Origin of the sequence: Solibacillus cecembensis, from assembly GCF_050272495.1 — a bacterium.
Lineage (GTDB): Bacteria > Bacillota > Bacilli > Bacillales_A > Planococcaceae > Solibacillus > Solibacillus cecembensis.
On the sequence record NZ_JBNNMF010000001.1, the window covers coordinates 303,675 to 329,977 of the forward strand.

Below are 26,303 nucleotides of genomic sequence, written 5' to 3' on the forward strand. Positions count from 1 at the left end.
CCAAACCGCTTGGAGCGTTTGAGTTTTCTTTTATTTGTCTGTATACGCTTCGTGCAATAAAGAAAGTTCTTTTTCAAGTGAATTTAAAATTCCCTTTCCTTGCTCACGTTCAATCAATCCGAGTTTTACGGCGAAATCAATCTCACGTGATAAGCCAAACATTTGTGTATCTAAAACTTCTTCATATAATGGACAAGATGGCATTGTTAAGTTATCCATTTGTACGCGAATTAATTGAGCAATTTTATCTGCATCCGCAGTTAATAGCCCGAATGCTTTTTCCTGAAAGGAAGCTTGTGCTTTCGTATCCATGAGGACGCCCCCATCTTTGATATTTCTTCGATTCTATCTTAGTAAAGTGTATCTTTTTACATTCAAAAATGCAAGCGTCTTTGTATGATTTAGAAGCAATTCAATTATATTTCTTTCTAGATTAAATAGCGTTATAATAGAAACGATATTAGGTAAGGGGGACTTAGTCATGGCTGAAACAATTATTCTAATTAAAGGTGACGTAACATACCAATTAACATTAGATCCAACCGTCTGGATTTTTGATGACCGAAAACTTGATCTTACTACATATTTCATTACGGAAAAGGTAGCAGAAGATAACGAAAAATATTTACGAGATATGGGTGCACACTGGTCACGTGAAATAATGGAAGGTGCGGTATTCCCACCTACATTGAAAACGGAGCGTAAATTTGACCGAAAAGGAATGTTAACAGGGACATTCGGGATGGAATTGAATCCATTCCTAAAAAATGCACAAGTGAATGACAGCGCTACCGAAGTCATTTTTGAATGCTCGACAAATGAAGAACATTCTTTTTCGATTGAAGAAGCAAGCACGCTTATTTTAAAATTCAGTCAAGATGGGAAGCCATTAGTAGCAGATGGACCTGTTCATATTTTACTTGCGGACGGTTCAAACACGGACAACCCAATCAAAAACGTAACTGCGATTCGTATTCAATAGGAGGAAAATCCATGCGTGTAAAATGTGTAATTTGCGATACGATACATGATTTACAAGATGATTTACCATTGGCTAAAAAACTGCGAAATCGTCCGATCCATACGTTTATGTGCAGTACTTGTTCTACGCGCGTAACAGAAAATACAGGAAAACGTTTAGAAACGGGGAAATTCCAATTTTTCCGTACGTCGTCAAAATTTGATGAAGAATTTTAAATATGATATTTCTTAAAGTTAAAAAAAAGTGCCGATTGCAATTAATCGGCACTTTTTTTTATTAAAAATTAAATTGTTGGGTATCAAATGCAATATCTCCAAAACTTTTTGCTGTAATAGAGCTTAGTTGGAAAAACTGTGTCACTTCATACGAAACCCCTTCATAATCTCGTTCATCTTCTACTACAAATGTTTCTACTTGTACAGGTACATCCGCTACCTCATCTTTTAAAAATTGCGCTACCATTGCCGCCTCCTGCTCTGCGAGGGGCTCTGGTAAAATGATCCCTACCGTTAAGCTTTCAATTACCGCTTCTTTATATGTACTTGGTTTTGTTAAAGGTTCCATCTGCGCATTCGTCATAACAAGGCCATTCACTTGTTGCTTCAATAACTCATTAATTTGCACATTAATATTTTCTTCGTAATACTTTCCTGAAATTTGATCGTCTTGAACTTTAAAATCATATACAATTTTCGAATCATTTGATTGTACAGTCAAATCAAAATTACTACTAAATATACTCGCGGTTGATTTCGCCATAACAAAATCCTCTTGATATAAGTCACTTAACTTCTCTGTTGCTAAATCTTCTTTAGATGAGGCGATAAATGCCGGTACAAATACGATGATTGCTAAAATGGCTAACACAATACTCGTACTAGTAACAACTTGTTTCCTTGTGAATGTCATTACAATCTACTCCAATCTATTTTTCTACTTTACCAACCTATTATGTATTACTTCAATGGAAAAAAGGTATAGAAAAACAAATCGTTTCTCTACACCTCTATGATATTACATTTCTTTTGCAATTTTGGCAGATTTAGCTTCTTCTCGCTTTTCACGCCATAATCGCGATTTATAGACGATTAAAATTAAGGCTGCTACGATCAAGCCTTCAATCATTGGTAAAAATAGTGCTAAGAACGTCAATACGATACATCCTACAAATAGGAATGTATAGATAACCACATTTCTACCGATTGAAAGTTTTTTCGCAAAACCTAATTTATATACAATTGCTGACATAAGGAACACGATAAGAAACGTTGCATACCCGGCTATATCATAGGCTGTATTATAGCTTGGCAAATTCTCATATAAAAATCTTGTGATTCCAGACATACGTTCAAAAACGCGATCCTTTTCATCTAAATTTACAGTAGATGCAGATGCTAATACTAAATTCAATGCGCTACTTGTTACAGCCATCATATTCAACATCATTCATCCTTTCCCTATTTACGCCGAATTATTATTCGTTTTCAGCAGTTTTTTTCTTTTTAGCCATACGCTCACGTTCATTTTTATCTAAAATTTGTTTACGTAAACGAATAGATTCTGGTGTGATTTCTAGGTACTCATCGTCACCTAAATATTCTAAAGCTTCTTCAAGCGTTAAAATACGAGGCTTTTTAATAACATTCGTTGCATCTTTGTTAGCTGAACGGATGTTTGTTTTTTGTTTCATTTTCACAACGTTTACAGTGATATCGCCGTCACGGTTATTTTCACCAACGACCATGCCCTCATAAATTTCAGTACCTGGCTCGATGAATAATGTACCACGGTCCTCGATACCCATCATGCCGTAAGTTGTAGATTTACCAGTTTCCATAGAAACAAGTACACCTTGGTGACGTCCGCCAACTTTACCAGAAACTACTGGTTGGTAAGAATCGAATGTGTGGTTGATAATACCGAAACCTTTTGTAATCGACATGAATTCAGTTGAGTAACCGATTAAACCACGTGCTGGTACGTTGAAAATTAAACGAACTTGTCCAGAACCGTTGTTTACCATATCTAACATTTCACCTTTACGTGTACCGATTGATTCGATAATAGAACCTACAGCATCTTCAGGAACGTCAATTTGAACGCGCTCGATTGGCTCACATCTCACACCATCAATTAAGCGGATGATTACTTCTGGTTTAGATACTTGTAATTCATAACCTTCACGACGCATATTTTCGATTAAGATCGATAAGTGAAGCTCACCACGACCAGAAACTGTCCAAGCATCAGGAGAGTTCGTATCTTCAACGCGTAAAGATACATCTGTTTGTAATTGTGCACGTAAACGTTCTTCGATTTTACGAGAAGTTACCCATTTACCTTCGCGACCTGCGAATGGCGAGTTATTTACTAAGAATTTCATTTGTAAAGTTGGCTCGTCAATACGTAATGGTGTTAACGCTTCTTGGTGCTCTGTAGGACAAACTGTTTCACCTACGTTGATGTCTTCCATACCAGAAACGGCAATTAAGTCCCCAGCTTTAGCTGTTTGAACTTCTTCACGTTTAAGACCAAAGAAACCAAAGATTTTCGTAACACGGAAGTTTTTCACTGAACCATCAAGCTTCATTAATGCTACTTGTTGTCCTACTGAAATCGTTCCACGGAATACACGACCAATACCGATACGACCAACGAAGTCATTATAGTCAAGTAATGCTACTTGGAATTGTAATGGCTCTTCTGAATTGTCAACTGGTGCTGGAATTGCTTCAATGATTTTTTCGAATAAGCATGTCATGTCTTCTTCTTGATCAGCAGGATTATCGCTTAATGAAGCAGTCCCGTTTACACCTGAAGCATAAACTACTGGGAAGTCTAATTGATCATCCCCTGCGCCAAGCTCGATGAATAATTCTAATACTTCGTCTACTACTTCTGCAGGACGAGCTGAATCTTTATCGACTTTGTTTACAACTACGATTGGTGTAATTTTTTGTTCTAAAGCTTTTTTTAGTACGAAACGAGTTTGAGGCATACAACCCTCATACGCATCGACAACTAGTACAACGCCATCTACCATTTTCAGGATACGTTCTACCTCACCACCAAAGTCGGCGTGTCCAGGCGTATCAAGGATGTTGATACGTGTACCGTTATAATTTACTGCTGTATTTTTTGCTAAAATCGTAATACCGCGCTCGCGCTCAATATCACCTGAGTCCATCGCACGTTCTTCAACGCGCTCGTTCGAACGGAAAGTACCCGATTGTTTTAATAATTGGTCAACTAAAGTTGTTTTACCATGGTCAACGTGAGCTATAATCGCGATATTGCGAATGTCTTGACGTAAGTTTGTCATTGTTCCACTCCATATTCTTTTTTCAATTGTTTAACTGTGATATTATAGCACAAGAAAGATTAATTGTCTTTTTGTAAGGAATAATATCATTTTTTGATCACATATATCGTTGAGATTGGAGGTTAATATCGAATGAATAAAGCAAAGGCAGTAATGTTTATCTATGCCCTTTCTGCAATATTTTCAATGGTTGCTATCGGCTTTTCAGTTTCACTTGTATTTATGACTGGAACAGATTTTGATACGACTGGAATTATCGGGATTATTGTCGGGATTATCGCAATGTGCGCGATTTTCGGGTTAGGATTTACAACAAAACGCAAATTTAGAGAGCAAGGTCTTCTTTAAATTTTCTAAAGAAAACTTCGGCGCAGTACGCACCGAAGTTTTTTTACTTTTCTTCTATATATTGATCCAAAATCAGTTGATGTATGCATGGATTTGCTATTAAAAATGTATCGGTTGTTAAAAAATCAAAGGCATCACCATTAAAATTCGTCGCAATTGCACCTACTTCTTTAGCAATGATTGTCCCCCCGCCAATATCCCACGGTGCTAATCGCATCGAAATATAGGCATCCAACTTACCACTGACAACAAAGGCAATTTCCATCGCAGCCGAACCATATGAACGTGTGCCACGCACCGTACGAACTAAATCAATAATTTTTTCATGATTAATTTTGCTATTTGGTGTAACCCAATTAGCGTTAATTCCAATAACCGCTTCGTTAATATTTAACGGTTGTAGTTTCCGCAGTGGTGAGTCATTGTACCATGCCCCTTCACCTGAAATTGCATAAAACAAATCTTCACGCATGACATCATATATGTACCCTAAAACACCAACCCCATCCACAAACACACCAATTGAAATCATAAAATGACGGTGTTGTTTCACGAAATTCATCGTGCCATCTATCGGATCAATAATCCAAACGACACCTTCTAAGCTATTTACCTTTTCCCCCATTCCTTCTTCACCTAAAATTCGATGTGTTGGATCAAAGTTTTTAATTTGCTCAATAAAAAACACTTCTGTCTCACGGTCAATATTCGTTACTAAATCATTCGCATTTGATTTTGTTTCAATTTCTATGTCATACGAAAATGCAGCTCGTATTCTTTTCCCTGCTTCTAACAGTATTTCTTTCGCAAATTGATCTACCTGTTTTACATTCATTATTTATCCACCTTCCAATCCATAAATCCAAATTATTTTTACCTATTAAGCAACAATAAGATAACCGTTATTAATATCCTTATTATAGCAAAAAATCACTTGCTCATTGTAAAAAAGCAAGTGATTTTTCATTTTGGATATTTTTTTTGGTTACGCATATGCATGTAATCCATTTAACTCCTCTTGAATCTCAACTAAACGCTTCTTAGATTTATCCATTTCATTTTGATTATTTTCATTCATTGCCACATATAAAGAAGCTAGTTCATAATCCATTTCTAATAATAATACCTCTTCATATTGCTTTTCAATATCCACTTTGCGTATAATTTTAATCATCTGTTTCATAAAATATCACTTCCTCAGTCTTTTTTTTAACTTTTTTTCACTTGGACTAGTTCAAGATTCCATCCGATAAATTTTCGACTTCCTTTTATCCAAAAATTCGGCCGAATCCCTTCAACCATCTTCATTGTAAAAAAAGTTTCCTTTAATAGATTTTTTCCCAAAAATGAACGAAAATAAACATTAATATTGAAAGGAGTTTTTAATTTTGACTCAGGTAAAATGGGATCCAAACGACTTCCAGGTTTTTGAAATTAACGGATTAGATGAAAGAATGGAAGCTCTAACAACACGAATCAGACCTAAATTTCATACTTTAGGTGAATTTTTTTCAGCTTATTTCAGTACACAAACGGGTGATGAATTTTTTGCACATGTAGCAAAGCATGCACGCCGCACAGTAAATCCCCCGAAAGATTCTTGGGTTGCATTTGCACCATATAAACGCGGTTATAAAGCTTTACCTCACTTCCAAATCGGCTTATGGGGTACACATGTATTTATCGTAGTTGCAGTAATTTACGAAGCACCACATAAACAAGAAATGGCCACTCGCCTTCTAAATCATATGGAAATTTTCGATCAACTGTCCGATGATTTCATTATTTCAGGTGACCATATGGCACCTGATGCAATTTCTCTTATGACAGCCCGCGATGAAAAATTAAAACAGCTCCTTGATCGTCTCCGTGATGTGAAAAAAGGTGAATTTTTAATCGGCCGTCATATCCTAGCAGAAGATGCATTAAATATGTCTGCAGATCAATTTATGCAACTAACGGAACAAACCTTCGATGAACTAATTCCCATTTACAATGCCATCATAGGAAGATAAATTACACCTGATATTTTATTAAAAAAGGAAACATCATCTGCTGTTTGAAAATAAAGTGTCTATATTATTAATATGTACAATTAGCTAACAAACATTCCAGTCATTTGAATGTTTGTTAGTTTTATTTTTTTATTCTTCATAAAAAAATAAAACGGACCATAAACTTTAGATTAGTCCTAAAGTTTACAGTCCGTTTTGTTTACTACCATTATATTTTATTTCATACGAACAATTTGCCCGTCTTCTAGTTCTTTCGCTAATTTTACGACGCGATATGGGATATATGTGCTCGCCTCTTCAAATTCACGGCAAATCGTCTTTTCTTCTGCTTGTGAAGGGACGACTTCTTTAAAGCGTTTATAACGTGCCATCATCACTTCACGCTTTATCCCTTTTTCATATGCCATTTCTACCGCCTCAAAAAAACGAACGACATCCACCATTTCCTGTGTTGACCAATCTGTTGATAGTGGGTATGAGTATTCCATAATGTTTACCTGCCTTTTCTTTTACTATTTTCATTTTATACGTATGCTCTTCGCTTCTGCAACCTTCTACATCATGAACCATTTATTCCCCCTGCTACACAGTGGAATTTGAATAATTTGAAATATTTATATAGTCAGCAAGTTTAATAGGTGCTATAATTCACTTGTTTTTAATTTCTTACAGAGACTGTTTAAAATCCCTCTGAAAGAAGTTACACATTCTAGACGCAACTATGCCAAGGCATGCTTGCTAAAATACTATATAGTGAGGTGGTACCTGCGTTGTCACAATTAGAGACTCCTTTGTTCGATGCACTACTTAAACATCGTAACAGACATCCTATTCAGTTCCATATCCCAGGTCATAAAAAAGGACAAGGAATGGACCCAGCCTATCGTGAATTCATAGGCGACAACGTTTTATCAATCGATTTAATTAATATTGCTCCACTAGATGATTTACATTCTCCAAAAGGTGTTATTATGGAGGCGCAAAAACTTGCTGCTGAAGCCTTTGGAGCTGATCATACATTTTTTTCCGTGCAAGGTACTAGTGGCGCCATAATGACGATGATTTTAACCGTCGTCGGTCCAGGCGATAAAATTATAGTACCGCGGAATGTACATAAATCCATTATGTCTGCAATTGTTTTTGCAGGAGCGATTCCGATTTTTATTCATCCCGAAGTAGATAGTGAGCTCGGTATTTCGCATGGAATTTCACCGGAATCCGTGGACCGTGCACTGATAAAATATCCAGATGCAAAAGCGGTACTCGTCATTAATCCAACTTATTTTGGCTTCGTTGCCGATTTAAAACGCATTATTGATATTGCCCATGAAAAAAATATACCTGTTGTTGTCGATGAAGCGCATGGTGTTCATATTAAGTTCCATGATGATTTGCCTTTATCCGCGATGCAGGCTGGTGCAGATATGGCTGCAACAAGCGTCCATAAGCTAGGTGGCTCGATGACAGGAAGCTCTGTACTTAACGTCAAAGAAGGACTCGTATCCGCTAAGCGCGTTCAGTCGGTCTTTTCAATGCTCACAACAACTTCTACTTCTTATCCATTACTTGCTTCACTTGATACAGCGCGTCGTCAATTAGCTGTTCACGGACAAGAATTATTAGATGAGGCCATTCGTTTAGCAAAAAATGCCCGAAAACGAATTAATGCGATTCCACATTTACACTGTGTTGGACGCGAGAGATTAGGCTCTTCAGCAACGTATGATATGGATCCATTAAAACTGTTAATTAGCGTGAAAGATTTAGGTATTACAGGTCATGTTGCAGAAGAATGGCTACGTCACAATGCCAATTTAGAGGTGGAGTTATCCGACCTTTACAATATTTTATGCGTTGTAACATTAGGAGATTCTAAAAAGGAAATTAACCTATTAATTCACGCATTGACGCGCATGTCTCAAACGTTTGATTCTGAGGCGACTATTACGGAAACGAATGTCAACATCCCAGACATACCAGCACTGGCTATGACGCCTCGTGATGCTTTTTACGCGCCAACCGAAAGCATTCCTCTTATAGAAGCGGAAGGGTATATTTGTGCAGAATTTATTATGGTTTATCCACCTGGGATTCCGATTTTTATTCCCGGGGAAATAATTACGCAAGATAATATCGATTTCATATTGATGAATATCGAGGCTGGATTACCTGTACAAGGACCAGAAGATGACTCATTAAAAAATATACGTGTCATTAAAGAGCGGAAAGCAATTTATTGATGAAAAAAGTGCAATTCTTTTTAGAATTGCACTTTTTTCGTATTCACTATAGTAATAAAAAAACAAATAACGGAATAATAAACGCACCAAATACCGCGCTTAATCCCATTGCTAACGAGCCGATCGATAAATCCTCTTCGCCGTATTCCTTAAGCTTTGTTAACCCTACACCGTGCGAGGCACTCCCCATAGCAACACCACGACTAATTGCAGAATTTATATTAAAAATTTTAAATAGTGTCGAGCCTAAAAAAGCGCCTGTAAACCCAGCAATCATGACCAAGACGACTGTTAATGGCGGTACTCCTGCAATAGAATCACTCACTTGCATCGCAACCGGTGTCGTTAATGATTTCGGCAAGGCGGTTAATATAAAGGATTCTTCCGCACCGCTTAATTTCAAAAGGGTAAACACACTTGCTACCCCCGCACATAACGCAAATACAATGCTAATTAAAATTGAATATTTATATTTAAAAATAATTTCACGCTGTGTATATAATGGAAATGCTAGCGCTACTACTGCAGGTCCAAGCATTTTCGAAATCCATTGTCCCCCCTCCATATAAGTTTCATAAGGAATATTAAATACAAGCAATACAATAATAACCGTGCATGTCGCAGTTAAAATCGGTAACAACAGTGGATGTCCCACTTTTAAATATAGCTTATTAAACGCAATAAATAGCAGTACCGTACTAACTATGATGGCTAACGCTTGAAGTAGTTGAAGCATGTTTCCTCTCCTCCTGACCCATTTCACGCTTTTCTATGTACTGGCTTACTTTCCCCGTAACAATGATTGTAAATAGTGTACTTAAAATAACAGCAAGCATTAAAATAGCGCCTGCTTTTGTTAGCAATTCAGGATAATTAATAATAGCTACTGTTGAAGGTATAAAAAATAAAGTTAAAAATGCTAGCAAAAGGTTTGCTCCTTTTTGGACATGCTGCACTTTGATAAGTTTGAAATAAAGTGATAACCATAATAATAGCAGCCCAATGATACTTCCTGGAATAATAATACCTGTTACTTCAACTATTGCCACCCCTAGCAAATAGTACAATGTTAAAATACCGACTTGCGCAATCGTTCGAATAATATTCATATTCAACTCCCCCTTTATTACCATCCATTTTACGTCTACTCGAATTTTCTGTCTATTACTATTTTCATTACATTAAACAGCTTTTATATGTATTTGGTATAGAAAACGCAAAAACACCCCATAGAATAGACTTTTTTCAAAGTTCTATTCTATGAGGTACAGTTTTGTAACTTAAATTTATTTCGTTACGATATGGATTGGGTTGCCTAGTAATACTTCAGCAGCTTCCATCGTAATTTCACCTAATGTTGGGTGAGCATGGATTGTTAATGCGATATCTTCAGCAGTCATACCCGCTTCGATTGCAAGACCCATTTCAGCGATCATATCAGATGCACCAGCACCTACGATTTGAGCACCTACTAATAAACCATCCTCTTTACGTGCAACTAGTTTCACGAAGCCATCTGTTTCGTTTAACGCTAACGCACGACCGTTTGCAGCGAATGGGAATTTAGCAGCTTTTACTTCTAAACCTTCAGCTTTTGCTGATTCTTCAGAGTAACCTACTGTTGCCATCTCTGGGCTAGTGAAGCATACTGCTGGAATTGCTAAGTAATCCACTACTGATGTTTCACCAGCGATTACTTCCGCAGCTACTTTACCTTCATAAGAAGCTTTATGAGCTAATTGTGGACCTGATACGATATCACCAATTGCATAAATGTTCGATAAAGAAGTACGGCATTGTTTGTCTACTTCTAATAAGCCACGTTCTGCAAATTTGATACCGATTTCTTCTAAGCCCATTTCATCCGTATTTGGACGACGACCTACAGTTACTAAAACGTAATCTGCTTCAACTTTTTTCTCTTCGCCAGCTACTTCATAAGTAACGATTACGCCATTTTCGTTTTCTTCAACGCCTTTAGCAGATGCGTTTACTGCAATTTCAACGCCCTTCTTTTTAAGACCCTTTTTAACGATTTGCGTCATTTGTTTTTCGAAACCAGCTAAGATGTCTTTGCCGCCTTCGATGATTGTTACTTGTGAACCTAAGTTTGCATATGCAGAACCTAATTCAGTACCAATGTAACCGCCACCAATTACAACCAACTTACCAGGTACTTCTGGGAATGATAATGCACCTGTTGAGCTAACTACGCGCTCAGTAAATTTAAACGTCGGGATCTCGATTGGACGAGAACCAGTTGCTAAAATTGCATTTTTAAACGTATATGTTTGTGCATGTTCGCCATCGATTACACGTACAGTGTTAGCATCTACAAAGTATGCTTCCCCTTTAACGACATCCACTTTATTACCTTTTAATAAACCTTCAACGCCGCCTACTAATTTCTTAACAACGCTGTCTTTGAACGCTTGCGCTTTAGACCAGTCAAGTTTAACTTCTGAAGCTACGACACCCATATCATCTGAGTGTTGTGCATGTTCAAAGCGGTGACCTACTGAGATTAATGCTTTTGATGGAATACATCCAACGTTTAAGCAAACGCCCCCTAATTGGCCTCTCTCAACGATCGTTACTTTTTGTCCTGTTTGTGCTGCACGGATTGCTGCTACATATCCTCCTGGACCTGAACCTACTACAAGTGTATCTAATTCGATTGGGAAATCTCCTACTACCATTTTTTCTACGCCTCCATTAATAATAAGTCTGGCTCACTTAGCAAACGTTTTAAATGATTTAAAGCATTTTGCGCAGTTGCCCCATCGATCATGCGATGATCAAAGCTCAATGACAATGCTAACACATGTGCAGCTACAATTTCACCATTTTTTATTACCGGTTTCTCTGAAATACGACCAATTCCTAAAATTGCGACTTCAGGATGGTTAATTACTGGCGTAAACCATTGCCCACCTGCTGAACCAATATTTGTAATTGAAATGGATGCACCTTTCATTTCTGCAGGTGCTAATTTACCTTCACGAGCTTTTACCGCAAGTTCATTAATTGCTGTTGATAATCCAAAAACAGACTGACGATCTGCATGTTTAATGACCGGAACTAACAATCCTTTTTCAGTATCAGCGGCAATACCTATATTATAGTAATGTTTCTGAATAATTTCCTGTGTTGCGTCATCTAATGAACGATTGAATTCAGGATATTTGCGCAATGTCGAGATTAATGCCTTCACAACATACGGTAAAAACGTTAATTTAACGCCTTGCTCTGCAGCAATATCTTTGAATTTTTTACGATGTGCCACTAAAGCCGTTACATCTACTTCATCCATTAACGTAACATGTGGCGCTGTTTGTTTTGAATGGACCATCGCTTTTGCAATTGCTCTGCGAATACCACTCATTTTTTCACGTGTTTCAGGGAAGTCACCTTCAAGTACGATTGGCGCTACTTGTTTTGTTTCCTGTGCTTGCTCGTGAACTGCATCTGTTTCTTCAGTAGGCGCTACAACTTCATTGCCTCCTGTTAAGAAGCTTTCAATATCCTCTTTTAGCACACGGCCGTTTTTCCCTGTACCTGTTACTTGTTGAATTTCTACACCTTTTTCACGCGCATATTTACGTACAGATGGCATCGCAATAATGCGTTGTGAAGTATTTGCTTCTGCTTTCGCTTCCACTTTTGGCGTTTCTTCTTTTTTCACTTCTTGTCCAGCTTCAGCAGTCGCTTGTACTTGTGCTTCTGTTTTGGCTGATTCATTTGCATCGTGGTGTTCATCACCTTTAAGCTTTAGGTCTTCATAGCCAGGTGCATCAAAGCGAATTAATGCATCACCTACTATCGCAACAGTACCTTCTGCAACAAATATTTCTTCAACCGTGCCTTCAACAGGAGATGGGATTTCTACAACAGCTTTGTCGTTTTGAACTTCCGCTAAAATATCATCCTCTTTTACTTGGTCACCCGGTTTAACGAACCACTTTACAACTTCTCCTTCATGTATACCCTCACCGATATCCGGTAAACGAAACGTAAACGCCATTTATCTCACCTTCAATTCTTAGAATGTTAAAACTTTCTTTGCCGTTTCCATTACATCTTTATACGTTGGTAACCATACACCTTCTGCTTGAGGGAATGGATAAATTGTATCTGGCGCTGCCACACGTAATACAGGCGCTTCTAAAGATAAAATGGCACGCTCTGTAATTTCCGCAACTACATTGGCTGCGATTCCTGCTTGTTTTTGCGCTTCTTGAACTACGATTGCACGCCCTGTTTTTTCAACTGAAGCAATAATTGTTTCGATATCTAATGGTTGTATCGTACGTAAATCGATTACTTCTACCGAATGACCTTCTTTTTCAAGCTCTTCTGCCGCTTTTAAGCTTTCATGAACCATTAAACCGTATGCAATAATAGATAAATCTTTACCTTCGCGCTTTACATCGGCTTTACCAATTTCAATTGTGTATGCTTCTTCCGGAACTTCTTCGCGGAATGAACGATATAATTTTAAATGCTCTAAGAAAATAACTGGGTCATTATCACGAATAGAGGCAATTAATAAACCTTTTGCGTCATATGGTGTAGATGGAATGACAACTTTTAAACCAGGTTGTTGTGCCATTAACCCTTCTAATGAATCCGAGTGCATTTCAGGTGTATGAACGCCACCACCAAATGGTGAACGAATCGTTACAGGTGCATTATACGTACCACCTGAACGGTAGCGCATACGAGCAAGCTGTCCGCTGATTGAGTCCATCACTTCATATACAAATCCAAAGAATTGAATTTCAGGAACTGGTCGATATCCTGTTAAAGCTAAACCAATTGCTAGACCACCGATACCCGACTCTGCAAGTGGTGTATCAAAAACGCGCTCTACGCCAAATTCTTTTTGAAGACCTTCTGTTGCACGGAAAACCCCACCGTTTACACCAATATCTTCACCGAATAGTAAAACATTTTCATCATTTTTTAGTTCGCAGCGTAATGCGTCTGTAATTGCTTGAATCATCGTCAATTGTGCCATGGCTTATTTCGACTCCTTCTCTTTGAAAATTGCATATTGTTCTTTTAAGTTATATGGCATATCACTTGCGTACATATTGTCCATTAACTCTGTCACCTTTTGTTTCGGTGCTTGGTCTGCTATTTTAATCGCTTCTTTAATTTCTTCTTTTGCACGTTCAATTACCGCTTCTTCTTCTTGCTCATTCCACAGGCCTTTAACCTCTAGGAAGCGACGGAAACGAATCAATGGATCTTTTGCTGCCCACTCATTGTCTGTGTCCGTATTACGGTAACGCGTTGGGTCATCCCCTGCCATCGTATGTGGACCATAGCGGTAACACATTGTTTCGATTAGTGTCGGACCTTCTCCAGCAACTGCTCGATCACGTGCATCCTTTGTCGCCACATAAACTGCTAATGGATCCATTCCATCTACTAATACAGATGGAATCCCAGCAGCAATTCCCTTTTGTGCAATTGTTTTCGCCGCTGTTTGTAATTCACGAGGTGTTGAAATCGCAAATTGGTTATTTTGTACAATGAAGATTGCTGGTGATTTGAAAGCACCTGCAAAGTTAATTCCTTCATAGAAGTCCCCTTGTGAAGAACCACCGTCACCTGTATATGTGATGGCAACTGATTTTGTACCACGCTTTTGTAAGCCGAGTGCAACACCCGCTGCTTGAATATACTGTGCACCAATAATAATTTGTGGCGCTAAAATATTAACCCCCTCAGGTACTTGGTTTCCAATGAAGTGACCACGGCTAAATAAAAACGCTTTCGACAATGGAAGTCCGTGCCATATAAGTTGAGGGACATCACGGTAGCCTGGTAAAATCCAGTCTTCTTTTTCTAATGCAAAATGCGATGCCAATTGAGATGCTTCTTGACCTGCAGTTGGTGCATAAAATCCTAAACGCCCTTGACGGTTCAACGAAATTGCGCGCTGATCCAAAATACGTGTATATACCATTCGAGTCATTAACTCTACTAATTCTTCATCTGTTAGGTTTGGCATTGCTGCTTCATTTACAACTTCGCCTTTTTCATTTAATATTTGGAACATTTCGAACTTCGCTTCAATCTCTTGCAAAGTTCCAGTTGGGTTGAATTGATTCATCATTTTTTCATTCATGTAGTACATCCCCTTTAAACTGTATTAAAAAACTCGAAAATTACATTAGTACAATACCTTATAAATTTGAGTATAATGAATAATTTCTTATCGGTCAATCATTATTTACCTACAAATCGAACGTTTTCTTTTCGATAGTTCAAACTGAGACAGTTCGGCACACTGTTACATAATAAACAACATTCTGTACTATAATAGTTTATTTTTCAGCATATCCCTAATTGATTTCCACTGTCTCAATCAACTTTTGAGCGTAAGATATTCGTCTCGATAAAATTAATTATTCCCCATTCCATAACATACCCATCTACCTACATCTTTACACTTTAATTAACTTCCTACAAATGTTGTTTTATTCCTGATATTTTTCCATACGAACGATTAGACGATTGGTGTATACTATACATTATAAGTAAGTATTGAAAGGAAGTTTCACATGATTTTAATGGAAAATATTATCCGAGATGGTCATCCAACATTGCGTACGCGAGCTGAAGAATTTACGTTCCCACTTTCTACGGAAGATAAAACACTAGCCGGAGATATGCTGCAATATTTAATTAACAGCCAAGATGACGCAATAGCAGAAAAATACGGTTTACGCGGTGGAATTGGCTTAGCTGCGAATCAAGTAAATTGTCTTAAGCGCATGTTTGCACTTCATTTAGAAGATGAACAAGGCGAACAATTAAGCTTCGTAGCTTGCAACCCGAAAATCGTTAGTCACTCAGTTGAACAAACTTACCTTACAAATGGTGAAGGTTGTTTATCAGTAGATCGCGCTATAGTGGGTTACGTACCGCGCTATTCTCGAATTACAGTAAAGTTTATGACCATTGATGGGGAAGAAAAAAAGTTGCGTTTATCTGGATTACCAGCAATTGCATTTCAACACGAACTCGATCATTTAAACGGCGTTCTGTTTTACGATCGCATCAATGCAAAAGATCCATTTACGGAAATTGAAAATAGTACTCCCTATAAAAGAGATTAACTTGTTTTAACTATATAAATTCCTTTAATGAAAGACGCCCCCCACGCTATTTTCGGCGTGAGGAGCGTCTTTTTAGATTAGATTCAATTGTTTCATAGCAAATGCTAAGCCATCCTCATCAACATGCTTCGTAATAATCGAAGCTGCTGCTTTTGCTTTTTCATGTCCATTTCCCATCGCTACACCTAGCCCAACTGCACTTAGCATTTCAACATCATTCAAGCCATCGCCAAACGCAATGACATCTTCCATAGAAACATCCAAATGCTCGATTAATTTTTGAATCCCTCGCGATTTTGAACCTGCTCTCGGCAAAATATCACATGAAAATTTATGCCACCTAATCAATTGAACGTTCGGAAATTCCTTTTCGTACCGTTCTTGTTCGTGTTGCTCTGCAAATAATAGGGTTTGATAAACTGGGTTTTGTAAATAATAGTTTGCATCAATCTTTGGATATGGATAATGAAGCGTATCCAAACTTTCTTCAATAGAGAGATGCTTTTCTTTTGAAGCAATCATTTCCTTTTCATTTAAAAAGACAAATGGATGATTTTGAGATTCACCAAAAGCTATTATTTTCTGTAGCTCTGTCTTCGCAATCTGGTCTGTATAAATAACTTCCCCCTTATGTACAACATATTGCCCATTAAAAGTAATATATGTATCAATTTCAAGTTCCTCTAGCAATTCTCGAATCATAAAAGGTGCACGCCCTGTTGCAATCGCTACTTCATGACCATTTTCACGCGCTTTTAAAAGAGCTTTCTTTGCAGAGTCGGGTAACTCTTTTTGCGAATTATATAACGTACCGTCTACATCAAAAAATAATAACTTTTTCATTGTTTTTCTTCCTCACTTTTTAATAGTCTATTTACAAATGAAAGAATATTCTGTATAATAAATTTAAGGAGTGATGACCTATGTTGAAACGTCTCAAAAAGAAGTTCTTGAAACAGTTAAAAGGCGTCCTCGGTAAAAAATTAATTGCCTAAAAAAATTTATAACATTCATGGCGTACCTCATTTCAAACTTTGAGGGTACGCCATTTTTTCCCTATTCCTTTCTTGTAAACCTTAAATATTTCTTCTCAATTTTAAAGGAAATTGATGGGCTTTTCTTTATTTTAAAGGACTCGCGTGATAAGATAAAGGAAATGCATTTTTTCTATTATAGAAGTGCAATAATTATGTTCGTAACTAAAGGAGAGTAACTATGATTTACAAAGTGTATTATCAAGAAAACATCAATGCCATTCCAGTTCGCGAAAACACAAAAACTCTTTATTTAGAGGCTGCTTCTGAACGTGAAGTTCGTCACTATTTAAAAGACCGTACTTATAACATCGAGCTTGTTCAATTATTAGAAGGTAACTACCTTGAGTATGAACAAGCAAGCCCTAATTTCATTGTGGAGAATGCTTAATTCTCATGAAATTCGTTAAGAATGATCAAACAGCTGTTTTCGCGCTCGGCGGACTGGGCGAAATCGGCAAAAACACATACGGAGTTCAATTCCAAGACGAAATTATTTTAATTGATGCTGGTATTAAATTTCCGGAAGATGACTTACTAGGCATTGACTACGTTATCCCAGATTATACTTATTTAGTACGCAATGTTGACAAAATAAAAGGGCTTTTCATTACACATGGTCATGAGGATCATATTGGTGGTATTCCTTATTTATTACGTCAAGTAAATGTACCTGTATATGGCGGGAAGTTAGCGCTAGGTCTACTTCGCAATAAATTAGATGAGCACGGCTTATTACGCACGACAAAGCTAATTGAATTTAAAGAAGAAGACATTATCAAATTTAGAAAAACATCTGTTAGCTTTTTCCGTACAACACACAGTATTCCTGACGCATTTGGCGTTGTTGTAAAAACACCACCAGGTAATATTGTCCATACTGGAGATTTTAAATTTGACTTTACACCAGTTGGCGAGCCAGCAAACTTAACAAAGATGGCTGAAATTGGTCGTGACGGTGTACTATGCCTACTTTCTGATAGTACAAACGCCGAAAAAACAGATTTCACAATGTCTGAGCGTACAGTCGGAAAAAGTATCGATGACATTTTCCGCAAAGTGGATGGTCGTATTATTTTTGCAACATTTGCATCAAATATTCACCGCTTACAACAAGCTACGGATGCAGCTGTAAAGTACGGACGTAAAGTAGCTGTATTTGGCCGCTCAATGGACAATGCCATTACAATCGGCCGTGAACTTGGTTATATTACTGCACCGAAAGAAACATTTGTTGATGTACAAAGCTTAAATCGCCTACCAGCAAATGAAGTGATGATCTTATGTACCGGCTCTCAAGGGGAACCTATGGCAGCTTTATCACGTATCGCAAATGGTACGCATCGTCAAATTCAAATCCAACCGGGTGATACTGTTATATTCTCATCTTCTCCTGTTCCAGGTAATACGATGAGCGTAAACAAAATTATCAACTTATTATTCCGCGCTGGTGCTGAAGTAATTCACGGTGCATTAAATAATATTCATACATCTGGTCATGGTTCTCAACAAGAACAAAAATTAATGCTTCGTTTAATGAAGCCTAAATTTTTCATGCCGATTCACGGTGAATACCGTATGTTAAAAATCCATACGGAACTTGCTGAAGCGTGTGAAATCCCAACTGAAAACTCATTCGTTATGGATAACGGTGAGGTATTAGCATTAAGTCCAAATGAGGCGCATGTTGCCGGTCGAATTCCTTCAGGTAATGTTTATATTGATGGCAATGGAATCGGGGATATCGGCAATATCGTATTACGCGACCGACGCATACTTTCAGAAGAAGGTTTAGTCATCGTTGTCGTAAGCGTCGATATGGCAAGAAATAAACTTGTGTCAGGTCCAGATATTATTTCTCGTGGATTTGTGTATATGCGTGAATCAGGTACGATGATTAATGAAGCGCAAAAAATGTTAAACAAACATTTAAATAGCAGCATCCAAGAGAAAGATACTGAATGGAATGACTTTAAAAACGAAATTACAGACGTTTTAGGACCATATTTATATGAAAAAACAAAACGTCGTCCAATGATCTTACCAATCATTATGGAAGTATAACTGCAAAGAGAAGGTGCACATATATTTGTGCACCTTCTCTTTTTTGTGCGTAAACGCAAAAAAGACATCAACACCGTCCCTCCTTGAACACGTTGATGTCTAGAATAAACATTAAATTACCTTTTGAACAAATCGATTGATATCCACATCGGCCCCAATAATAAGCAGTACATCCCCTACCTCAATACGTTCCGTTGCTGCAGGCGAAATCATAATTTCCTCCCCGCGCGTAATGCCAACAATATTGACACCATATTTCGCACGAATATCCAGTTCAATTAAAGAATTACCAGCAATTTTCTCACTCGCCTTAATTTCCATAATCGAGTGCTCACCAGAAAGCTCTAAATAATCTAACACACTGTTTGAAAGCATATTATTTGCAATACGAATGCCCATATCACGCTCAGGATGCACAACAAAATCTGCGCCAATTTTCCGTAACACTTTTTCATGATAATCATTTTGCGCTTTTACAGTAATTTGTGGAACGCCTAGTTCTTTTAATATTAATGTCGTCAATATACTTGCTTGAATATTTTCACCGATTGCTACAATCACGTGTTCAAAATTCCAAATGCCTAAAGACTTAATGACCGATTCTTCCGTCGTATCCGCCACCACTGCCTGCGTCGCAATTTGTGCAAATTCATTTACGCGTTCGCTATCAGTATCAATCGCCATCACATTTGCACCTTGTTTGACAAGTTCTCTTACAATACTTCCTCCGAATCGACCTAAGCCGATAACAACAAATTCTTTTTTCATCGGTTCTCCTCCGTGCAAATTCAATTGTCCATATTTTATCGTAAAAATTGGTTTCTCGCCATTAATAATGTCGCATCATTCACTTTTCTCATAAATTGTGAAGTTGACTTTATAGGATTCGATTAATTTTTTGTTCTAATTGCTTTGTTGACATGACCCCTGCTTTATAAAACCGAAGCAACCCTTCTTGGTCAAATAAATAAAATGCAGGCACCATTCGATTTTGAAACGCATCTGATATTTTTAATTGACTGTCCACAAATACCGGAAATGGCAGCGCGAGATTTTCCACCTTAGCTTTTATTGGAGCCACCTCTTTATCCTTTTTATCTCTCGGCATATGGACAGTTAAAATTTGGATCTTATTTTGAAAAATCTGCTTTAACTCATTTAATTTCAGCAATGACGGCTCACATTGATTACAGCTAATGGACCAAAAATAAATGAGTACGAGCTTCCCGTTCTTTTGTCGATCAAACTTGCGCTCATTTAAGATTACCTCTGCACCTTCAAGTGGAGGCATTGGATTACGTATTTTCATATTTCCCTCCTTACCATTAGAATATGTCTCTTTTTTTCTTTCGTCACCTCAATCTTCATTTCATTTTAAACATTTACATTTTAATCAAGTCCGACCTTGATTTGGTCGGCTTTTCACGATTTCATCAGTAGTCGTGAAATTGTTTGTCTTTCTAGAAAATTCCCCTTGAAAATCTGCTAACATTATGTATAATTATAATTGTTTTCGTAAACTTAAAGTTTTGTTAAAGTAAACTTCTGTACTTAGAGTTTAACATAAGTAAACTTGGAGAGGAGCTTGACCGTATGCAAATTGGAACGAAAATCAAGTCACTTCGATTAACAAAGGGCTTGACCCAGGAGGAACTTGGAGAACGCACCGATTTAACGAAAGGCTATATATCACAACTAGAACGCGATTTAAACTCTCCATCAATTGAAACTTTATTCAATTTATTAGAAGTTCTCGGGTGTTCGCCACGAGACTTTTTTGATGATGAGCAAGAAAATGAAAAAATTGTTTTTACAAAAGATGATCAAACAAGCTTTATTGACCACGACAAAAAATATGAAATCGAATGGTTAATTCCAACTTCCAATGAAAAAGAAATGGAGCCTGTCTTCATTACACTTCAAAAGGATGCTGAATTTAAAACATTCGAACCTTCTTTAGCGGAAACTTTTATTTACGTTTTAAACGGTCGCATTCGAGTTGTCATCGGCAATGCTGAATATATCGCAAGTGAAGGAAATGCTGTCTACTATGAAGCTACCTCAAATCATCAAATTTTTAATGCACATAATGGTATGACGAAGCTACTATTAGTTGCAACTCAATCTTATTTATAATTTAGGAGGCACATGCAATGGATAACGCGATTATTCGCTTTGAAAATGTCACAAAATCATTCGACGATGGGACAGTCGTATTAAAAAATATTAACTTCGAATTAGAGAGAGGTAAATTCTATACATTACTCGGTCCATCTGGCTGTGGTAAAACAACCATTTTACGTATTATTGCCGGCTTTACAGAGGCTTCAACTGGCGATGTTTATTTTGATGGAAAACGTATTAATAATATCCCTGCAAATGAACGCCAAGTAAATACCGTATTTCAGGATTATGCATTATTCCCCCATTTAAACGTTTTCGAAAATGTGGCATTTGGTTTACGTATTAAAAAAGTAAAAGAAGCAGAAGTTCGTGAGCGCGTTCAAGAAGCGTTAAAATTCGTCAACTTAGCCGGTTATGGTAATCGTGAAATTCAAGAAATGTCAGGTGGTCAACGTCAACGTGTTGCGATTGCTCGTGCCATTGTCAATGATCCGGAAGTGATTTTATTAGATGAGCCATTATCGGCACTAGACTTAAAATTACGTACAGAAATGCAATATGAACTACGCGAATTGCAACAACGTCTTGGTAAAACTTTTGTATTCGTTACACATGACCAAGAAGAAGCACTTGCGATGAGTGATGAAATTTTTGTTTTATCACATGGAGAAATTAAACAATCAGGTACACCAGTAGATATTTATGATGAGCCGATTAACCGCTTCGTGGCAGATTTCATCGGAGAATCGAATATCGTTGTTGGTACGATGATTGAAGACTATAAAGTACAATTTGCGGGCAACGTATTTGAATGTGTCGACGGCGGTATGAAACCAAACGAGAAAATCGATATTGTCATCCGACCAGAAGATTTAGAAATTACAACACCGGATAAAGGGAAATTAATTGTAACGGTTGATACGCAATTATTCCGCGGGGTGCATTATGAGCTTTCAACTTACGATAAAGACGGCAATGAATGGCTCGTACACTCTTTGAAAAAAGCAGAAGTTGGTGCAGAAATCGGTTTGGACTTTGATCCAGAAGCGATTCATGTCATGCGTTTAAATGAAACAGAGGAAGATTTCGACAAGCGTCTTGAAGCTTATGGGGATGAAGAGCATGAATAGTAAAGCAGCTAAAACCCCATTAATCCCCTATTTATTTTGGATACTTTTATTCGTTATCGCGCCAATCGCTTTAATTTTATATTATTCGCTACTTGATTTAAACGGCAATTTTACATTAGCCAACTATGCAAAATTCTTTACACCCATTTATTTAAAAATGACATTTAGTAGCTTTTGGTATGCATTTTTAATTACATTATTCACATTAATTTTTGCTTATCCAACAGCTTATTTACTAACAAAAACAAAACATAAGAAACTTTGGTTGATGCTTATTATTATCCCTTCTTGGATTAACCTATTATTAAAAACGTACGCATTCATTGGCATTTTCGGTCTTTATGGTCCGATTAATGCATTGATTGAAGTATTTGGCTTTAATCCTAAACAAATTTTATTTACGGATTTTAGTTTCGTTTTCGTAGCGGTTTATATTTTCATTCCGTTTATGATTATTCCGATCTTTAACTCATTGGATAAAATGAATCCATCCTTAGTATTTGCGGCTCGTGATTTAGGCGCATCGGCATGGACGACTTTCCGACGCGTTGTATTCCCTCTTACAATTGATGGTGTAAAAGCAGGTATTCAAGTCACATTTATTCCTGCATTATCATTATTCATGATTACACGATTAATTGCTGGGAACCAAGTCATCACACTTGGTACAGCGATTGAGCAGCAATTCCTTGTTTCACAAAACTGGGGCATGGGTTCGACAATTGCGGTATTCTTAATCGTATTCATGGCATTAACAATGCTTGTTACGAAACAAAACTCTAAAGGAGGACGCGCATAATGAAAAAATTATCCGCTACTTCAAAGGCGTATTTAGTTTTTGTCTTTGCCGTGCTTTATGCGCCTATTCTCTATTTAATTTTTTACTCATTTAATAGCGGCGGCAACATGAACAATTTCGAATCATTTACACTTGAGCATTACCAAGCTGTATTTGATGATTCTCGTCTCATTGTTATTTTAATTAATACCGTGATCGTTGCCTTATTATCTGGTTTAATTGCAACGATTATCGGTACACTTGGTGCAATTGGTATTGTTTCAATTAAAGATAAAAAAATGCGCAACACACTCCTTTCATTAAACAATGTTTTAATCGTTTCACCAGACGTAGTGATTGGTGCCAGCTTCTTAATTTTATTCACAATGATCGGTGTTAAATTAGGTTTTGCTTCGGTACTTGTATCACATGTTGCTTTCAGTGTTCCGATTGTTGTTTTAATGGTTTTACCGAAGTTACTTGAAATGAACACATCATTAATCGATGCAGCGCGTGATTTAGGTGCAACAAAAAGAGATATATTAACCCGTGTCATTTTACCGTATATTTCACCTGGTATTTTCGCAGGTTTCTTTATGGCTTTGACGTATTCACTCGATGATTTTGCTGTTACATTTTTCGTTACCGGCAATGGATTTAGCACATTATCGGTAGAAATTTACTCGATGGCACGCGCAGGAATTTCATTAACGGTCAATGCCATTTCAGGATTAGTATTTGCGATTACTGTACTCGTTGTCATCGGCTATTACTTCATTAATCAAAAGGCAAAATCAGCAACTTCGGAGGGACAACGATGAGAGATTTATTACAAGCGACGATTGCTATTGTCATTGTTTGTGGTCTGCTATTTGTCGCTGCTGGTCAAATGCAATCAAAAGGCAGTACAGGCAGCAAAGATACACTAACTGTTTTCAACTGGGGCGAATTTATTGACACAGATTTAATCAAAAAGTTTGAACAAGAAACAGGTATTAATGTTATTTATGAAACATTCGATTCTAATGAAGCGATGTTAACAAAAGTTCAGCAAGGCGGCTCAGCTTATGATATTGCCGTGCCATCTGAATATACAGTGGAATCAATGAGAGAAGATAATTTACTTATTCCTCTAGATCACACATTAATTCCAAACCTGAAAAATATTAATGATGACTTTTTAAATTTACCATTTGATCCGAATAATGAATTTTCGATTCCTTATTTTTGGGGGACAGTTGGAATTGTATATAACCCCAACTTAATCGAGGACCATTTAACATTCGAAACTTGGGATGATTTATGGGATGAGTCGTTAAAGCGAAAAGTCTTTTTAGTAGACGGCTCACGTGAAGTCATCGGTATGGGATTAAATACAATTGGTGAATCATTAAATGTGAAAGACGATAAAGTTTTACGTCAAGCAACGGACAAATTAATGACATTGTCACCGAACGTTAAGGCGATCATTGGTGATGAAATTACACCGTTGATGATTAATAACGAAGCGGCTGTTGCACTAACATGGGCAGGGCAAGCAGCAGATATGATGGCTGAAAATGAAGAACTTAACTACGCGGTTCCAGAAGAAGGCTCTAACTTATTTTTTGATAATATGGTCATTCCGAAAACATCTAAAAATATAGAAGGTGCACATAAATTTATTAACTTCATGTTAGATCAAGAAAATGCCGCTCAAAATGCTGACTATGTCGGCTATTCGACACCTAATGAAGCGGCATGGGACATTATGGACCCAGAAGTCATCGCAGACGAACGCTTTTATCCTAGTCACGAATTACGCGAGAAGCTTGAAGTATACGAGAATCTTGGTCTTACTTGGTTAGGAAAATACAACGAATACTTCTTAGAATTTAAAATGAATTTGAATTAATGTGAGCAGCTATCCTTGAGCATAAGGATAGTTGCTTTTTTTCTTCAGAAATATTCAGAAATTCTTAAGAAATTGCTTCACTTTCTATTAAGTTTTTATCGGTATACTAAAGAAATAGAAAAGCGCCATTCGGGAATAAGAATCAAAAAAATTGACCAAACTTTTGTGGAATTGGCTAAAATCAATTACGCCTCGGCGTAATTGCGTCCAGATTTTTTCGAGCTCGCTCGAAAAACTTCCCTTAAAAATCTGTGACATCCGCCGGGGCTTAATTTAATTCAGCCTGGGTTTGAACCCCCACTGAATAGAATTGCCCTTTTAGAATTCATTCCCGACTTATAGGAATTGAGGAATTCTGCTGAATTAAAGTAAACGGAAAATGAGGCAATGAAATGAAAAAATGGATCATACTTTTATTAATACTTGCTATCGGGTTTTGGGGATTCGATGCGAGTCGCTCTACTTCTACTACCGATAAACATCCCCAGCAAAATTTGCACATCTATCATGGGGATTTACGATTAATTAATAACCAATTTGCAGTGGACGAAACAACCATTCCAAATGATATAAAACTGGCAACAGAAGTCGTTCAATATGCTGAAATTTCCGACGCTACTACGGAAATTTCCAAACGCCTTGCCCAACATTTAAACGCAATGTTAAAGGACGCACATGAAGAAGGCATTACGAACTTCGCCATCAATAGTGGGTTCCGCGATTTTCACACGCAACAAAGTGTATTCGATCAATTCGGCGGCAATGTTGCGCTACCAGCTGGCTATAGCGAGCATAATTCTGGGCTTGCTGTCGATATTGGTTCAACAAGCGGTCCGATGGGTGTATCCGATGAAGGTAAATGGCTCGCTCAAAATGCTTGGCGTTACGGATTTATTTTGCGCTATCCTGAAGGAAAGACAGATATAACAGGCATTGCTTTTGAACCTTGGCATTTCCGTTATGTCGGATTGCCGCACAGTGAAGTTATGTTTACAGAACAATGGGTGCTTGAGGAATATATTGCTTACTTACAATCAAATGGCTTTTATAAAACAACAAATGGCACAATGATTTCATATTATCCATCCATTGAAGATGCACAGGAAGCTGTGAAAAATTTAAGCGACTACGAGCTCTCTGGGGATAATCAGCAAGGTATTATTATTACAAAGTAATTTATATTAGCTACCGCACAAAGTTATATCATATAACTTGTGCAGTAGTTTTTTTGTTTACCTT

General features: G+C 37.3%; 30 protein-coding genes. 14 read left to right on the forward strand and 16 right to left on the reverse strand.

Translation table 11 applies throughout. The features are described from left to right. Window positions 1-30: 30 nt before the first annotated feature. Window positions 31-312 (reverse strand): Fpa/YlaN family protein, encoded by a 282-nt coding sequence (locus tag ACQKIH_RS01595; protein ID WP_057985710.1) that lies wholly within the window; start codon window positions 310-312, stop codon window positions 31-33. Between the two features lie 169 nt (window positions 313-481). On the opposite strand from ACQKIH_RS01595, the gene ACQKIH_RS01600 reads away from it, so the two are divergent. Both ACQKIH_RS01600 and ACQKIH_RS01605 read left to right on the forward strand, forming a co-directional pair. Beyond that, window positions 482-982, forward strand: coding sequence for a hypothetical protein (locus ACQKIH_RS01600; RefSeq protein ID WP_057985707.1), 501 nt, complete (start codon window positions 482-484; stop codon window positions 980-982). A gap of 11 nt (window positions 983-993) precedes the next feature. Next, window positions 994-1,197: a DUF2197 domain-containing protein gene (locus ACQKIH_RS01605; protein WP_057985705.1), complete on the forward strand. Its 204-nt coding sequence runs from the start codon at window positions 994-996 to the stop codon at window positions 1,195-1,197. A 61-nt stretch (window positions 1,198-1,258) separates the two neighbouring features. On the opposite strand, the gene ACQKIH_RS01610 is transcribed toward ACQKIH_RS01605, so the two are convergent. The 3 genes from ACQKIH_RS01610 to typA all read right to left on the reverse strand — a co-directional run bounded on the left by ACQKIH_RS01610 (window position 1,259) and on the right by typA (window position 4,304). Continuing rightward, complete coding sequence (locus tag ACQKIH_RS01610) at window positions 1,259-1,891, reverse strand: hypothetical protein (RefSeq protein ID WP_057985703.1); 633 nt, start codon at window positions 1,889-1,891, stop codon at window positions 1,259-1,261. Window positions 1,892-1,996: 105 nt separating this feature from the next. Beyond that, a complete protein-coding gene (locus ACQKIH_RS01615; protein WP_057985701.1) occupies window positions 1,997-2,428 on the reverse strand; it encodes a YlaH-like family protein in 432 nt (143 codons plus the stop codon). 28 nt (window positions 2,429-2,456) lie between these two features. Further along, window positions 2,457-4,304, reverse strand: coding sequence for a translational GTPase TypA (gene typA, locus ACQKIH_RS01620; protein ID WP_427763047.1), 1,848 nt, complete (start codon window positions 4,302-4,304; stop codon window positions 2,457-2,459). Window positions 4,305-4,436: 132 nt separating this feature from the next. Here typA and ACQKIH_RS01625 point away from each other — a divergent pair, with 132 nt between their 5' ends. Next, entirely contained in the window at window positions 4,437-4,652 is a 216-nt protein-coding gene (locus ACQKIH_RS01625) for a DUF5325 family protein (protein ID WP_057985697.1), read from the forward strand. Window positions 4,653-4,695: 43 nt separating this feature from the next. On the opposite strand, the gene ACQKIH_RS01630 is transcribed toward ACQKIH_RS01625, so the two are convergent. After that, the gene (locus tag ACQKIH_RS01630; protein WP_057985695.1) at window positions 4,696-5,487 is read right to left on the reverse strand and encodes an inositol monophosphatase family protein; all 792 of its coding nucleotides are present in this window, start codon (window positions 5,485-5,487) and stop codon (window positions 4,696-4,698) included. A gap of 150 nt (window positions 5,488-5,637) precedes the next feature. Beyond that, window positions 5,638-5,835 (reverse strand): hypothetical protein, encoded by a 198-nt coding sequence (locus ACQKIH_RS01635; RefSeq protein ID WP_057985692.1) that lies wholly within the window; start codon window positions 5,833-5,835, stop codon window positions 5,638-5,640. Between the two features lie 205 nt (window positions 5,836-6,040). On the opposite strand from ACQKIH_RS01635, the gene ACQKIH_RS01640 reads away from it, so the two are divergent. Then, window positions 6,041-6,667: a YktB family protein gene (locus tag ACQKIH_RS01640; protein ID WP_427763049.1), complete on the forward strand. Its 627-nt coding sequence runs from the start codon at window positions 6,041-6,043 to the stop codon at window positions 6,665-6,667. 215 nt (window positions 6,668-6,882) lie between these two features. Here the strand turns inward: ACQKIH_RS01640 and ACQKIH_RS01645 are convergent, their stop codons facing one another. Further along, the gene (locus ACQKIH_RS01645) at window positions 6,883-7,155 is read right to left on the reverse strand and encodes a UPF0223 family protein (RefSeq protein WP_057985688.1); all 273 of its coding nucleotides are present in this window, start codon (window positions 7,153-7,155) and stop codon (window positions 6,883-6,885) included. Window positions 7,156-7,437: 282 nt separating this feature from the next. On the opposite strand from ACQKIH_RS01645, the gene ACQKIH_RS01650 reads away from it, so the two are divergent. Beyond that, window positions 7,438-8,907, forward strand: coding sequence for an aminotransferase class I/II-fold pyridoxal phosphate-dependent enzyme (locus ACQKIH_RS01650; RefSeq protein ID WP_427763051.1), 1,470 nt, complete (start codon window positions 7,438-7,440; stop codon window positions 8,905-8,907). A gap of 46 nt (window positions 8,908-8,953) precedes the next feature. Here ACQKIH_RS01650 and ACQKIH_RS01655 read toward each other — a convergent pair whose 3' ends face one another. The 6 genes from ACQKIH_RS01655 to pdhA form a co-directional block, all read right to left on the reverse strand. Then, window positions 8,954-9,643, reverse strand: a complete 690-nt coding sequence (locus ACQKIH_RS01655; RefSeq protein WP_057985684.1) for an LrgB family protein — start codon at window positions 9,641-9,643, stop codon at window positions 8,954-8,956. Further along, window positions 9,606-10,016 carry a CidA/LrgA family holin-like protein gene (locus ACQKIH_RS01660; protein WP_057985682.1) on the reverse strand — a complete coding sequence of 137 codons (411 nt, stop codon included), beginning with the start codon at window positions 10,014-10,016 and terminating at the stop codon, window positions 9,606-9,608. Before ACQKIH_RS01660 ends, ACQKIH_RS01655 begins: the two co-directional genes overlap by 38 nt. Window positions 10,017-10,193: 177 nt before the next feature. Beyond that, window positions 10,194-11,606, reverse strand: a complete 1,413-nt coding sequence (lpdA, locus tag ACQKIH_RS01665; RefSeq protein ID WP_427763053.1) for a dihydrolipoyl dehydrogenase — start codon at window positions 11,604-11,606, stop codon at window positions 10,194-10,196. 5 nt (window positions 11,607-11,611) lie between these two features. Further along, window positions 11,612-12,931 (reverse strand): dihydrolipoamide acetyltransferase family protein, encoded by a 1,320-nt coding sequence (locus tag ACQKIH_RS01670; RefSeq protein WP_427763054.1) that lies wholly within the window; start codon window positions 12,929-12,931, stop codon window positions 11,612-11,614. Window positions 12,932-12,949: 18 nt separating this feature from the next. Beyond that, window positions 12,950-13,927 carry an alpha-ketoacid dehydrogenase subunit beta gene (locus ACQKIH_RS01675; RefSeq protein WP_057985677.1) on the reverse strand — a complete coding sequence of 326 codons (978 nt, stop codon included), beginning with the start codon at window positions 13,925-13,927 and terminating at the stop codon, window positions 12,950-12,952. Between the two features lie 3 nt (window positions 13,928-13,930). Continuing rightward, window positions 13,931-15,046: a pyruvate dehydrogenase (acetyl-transferring) E1 component subunit alpha gene (pdhA, locus tag ACQKIH_RS01680; protein WP_057985674.1), complete on the reverse strand. Its 1,116-nt coding sequence runs from the start codon at window positions 15,044-15,046 to the stop codon at window positions 13,931-13,933. 436 nt (window positions 15,047-15,482) lie between these two features. Here pdhA and def point away from each other — a divergent pair, with 436 nt between their 5' ends. Further along, window positions 15,483-16,040, forward strand: coding sequence for a peptide deformylase (gene def, locus ACQKIH_RS01685; RefSeq protein WP_427763055.1), 558 nt, complete (start codon window positions 15,483-15,485; stop codon window positions 16,038-16,040). Between the two features lie 72 nt (window positions 16,041-16,112). Here the strand turns inward: def and ACQKIH_RS01690 are convergent, their stop codons facing one another. Further along, window positions 16,113-16,883: a Cof-type HAD-IIB family hydrolase gene (locus tag ACQKIH_RS01690; RefSeq protein ID WP_427763056.1), complete on the reverse strand. Its 771-nt coding sequence runs from the start codon at window positions 16,881-16,883 to the stop codon at window positions 16,113-16,115. A 372-nt stretch (window positions 16,884-17,255) separates the two neighbouring features. Here ACQKIH_RS01690 and ACQKIH_RS01695 point away from each other — a divergent pair, with 372 nt between their 5' ends. Next, entirely contained in the window at window positions 17,256-17,465 is a 210-nt protein-coding gene (locus ACQKIH_RS01695) for a DNA-dependent RNA polymerase subunit epsilon (RefSeq protein ID WP_057985669.1), read from the forward strand. Between the two features lie 5 nt (window positions 17,466-17,470). Next, on the forward strand, window positions 17,471-19,138 hold the full coding sequence (gene rnjA / locus ACQKIH_RS01700) for a ribonuclease J1 (RefSeq protein WP_057985667.1): 1,668 nt from the start codon (window positions 17,471-17,473) through the stop codon (window positions 19,136-19,138). 111 nt (window positions 19,139-19,249) lie between these two features. Here the strand turns inward: rnjA and ACQKIH_RS01705 are convergent, their stop codons facing one another. Both ACQKIH_RS01705 and ACQKIH_RS01710 read right to left on the reverse strand, forming a co-directional pair. Beyond that, the gene (locus ACQKIH_RS01705) at window positions 19,250-19,906 is read right to left on the reverse strand and encodes a potassium channel family protein (protein ID WP_057985665.1); all 657 of its coding nucleotides are present in this window, start codon (window positions 19,904-19,906) and stop codon (window positions 19,250-19,252) included. 109 nt (window positions 19,907-20,015) lie between these two features. Further along, complete coding sequence (locus ACQKIH_RS01710) at window positions 20,016-20,447, reverse strand: TlpA family protein disulfide reductase (protein ID WP_057985664.1); 432 nt, start codon at window positions 20,445-20,447, stop codon at window positions 20,016-20,018. Between the two features lie 284 nt (window positions 20,448-20,731). On the opposite strand from ACQKIH_RS01710, the gene ACQKIH_RS01715 reads away from it, so the two are divergent. From ACQKIH_RS01715 to ACQKIH_RS01740, 6 genes are all read left to right on the forward strand, one after another. After that, the gene (locus ACQKIH_RS01715) at window positions 20,732-21,274 is read left to right on the forward strand and encodes a helix-turn-helix domain-containing protein (RefSeq protein WP_057985662.1); all 543 of its coding nucleotides are present in this window, start codon (window positions 20,732-20,734) and stop codon (window positions 21,272-21,274) included. 17 nt (window positions 21,275-21,291) lie between these two features. Beyond that, window positions 21,292-22,392, forward strand: coding sequence for an ABC transporter ATP-binding protein (locus tag ACQKIH_RS01720; RefSeq protein ID WP_057985660.1), 1,101 nt, complete (start codon window positions 21,292-21,294; stop codon window positions 22,390-22,392). Beyond that, window positions 22,385-23,191, forward strand: a complete 807-nt coding sequence (locus ACQKIH_RS01725) for an ABC transporter permease (protein WP_057985657.1) — start codon at window positions 22,385-22,387, stop codon at window positions 23,189-23,191. The genes ACQKIH_RS01720 and ACQKIH_RS01725 overlap by 8 nt, the downstream gene beginning before the upstream one ends. Then, window positions 23,191-23,991 (forward strand): ABC transporter permease, encoded by an 801-nt coding sequence (locus ACQKIH_RS01730; protein ID WP_057985655.1) that lies wholly within the window; start codon window positions 23,191-23,193, stop codon window positions 23,989-23,991. Before ACQKIH_RS01725 ends, ACQKIH_RS01730 begins: the two co-directional genes overlap by 1 nt. Further along, the gene (locus ACQKIH_RS01735) at window positions 23,988-25,064 is read left to right on the forward strand and encodes an ABC transporter substrate-binding protein (RefSeq protein ID WP_427763060.1); all 1,077 of its coding nucleotides are present in this window, start codon (window positions 23,988-23,990) and stop codon (window positions 25,062-25,064) included. The genes ACQKIH_RS01730 and ACQKIH_RS01735 overlap by 4 nt, the downstream gene beginning before the upstream one ends. 392 nt (window positions 25,065-25,456) lie before the next feature. Next, window positions 25,457-26,239, forward strand: coding sequence for a M15 family metallopeptidase (locus ACQKIH_RS01740; protein ID WP_427763061.1), 783 nt, complete (start codon window positions 25,457-25,459; stop codon window positions 26,237-26,239). The last annotated feature ends 64 nt before the right edge of the window (window positions 26,240-26,303 follow it).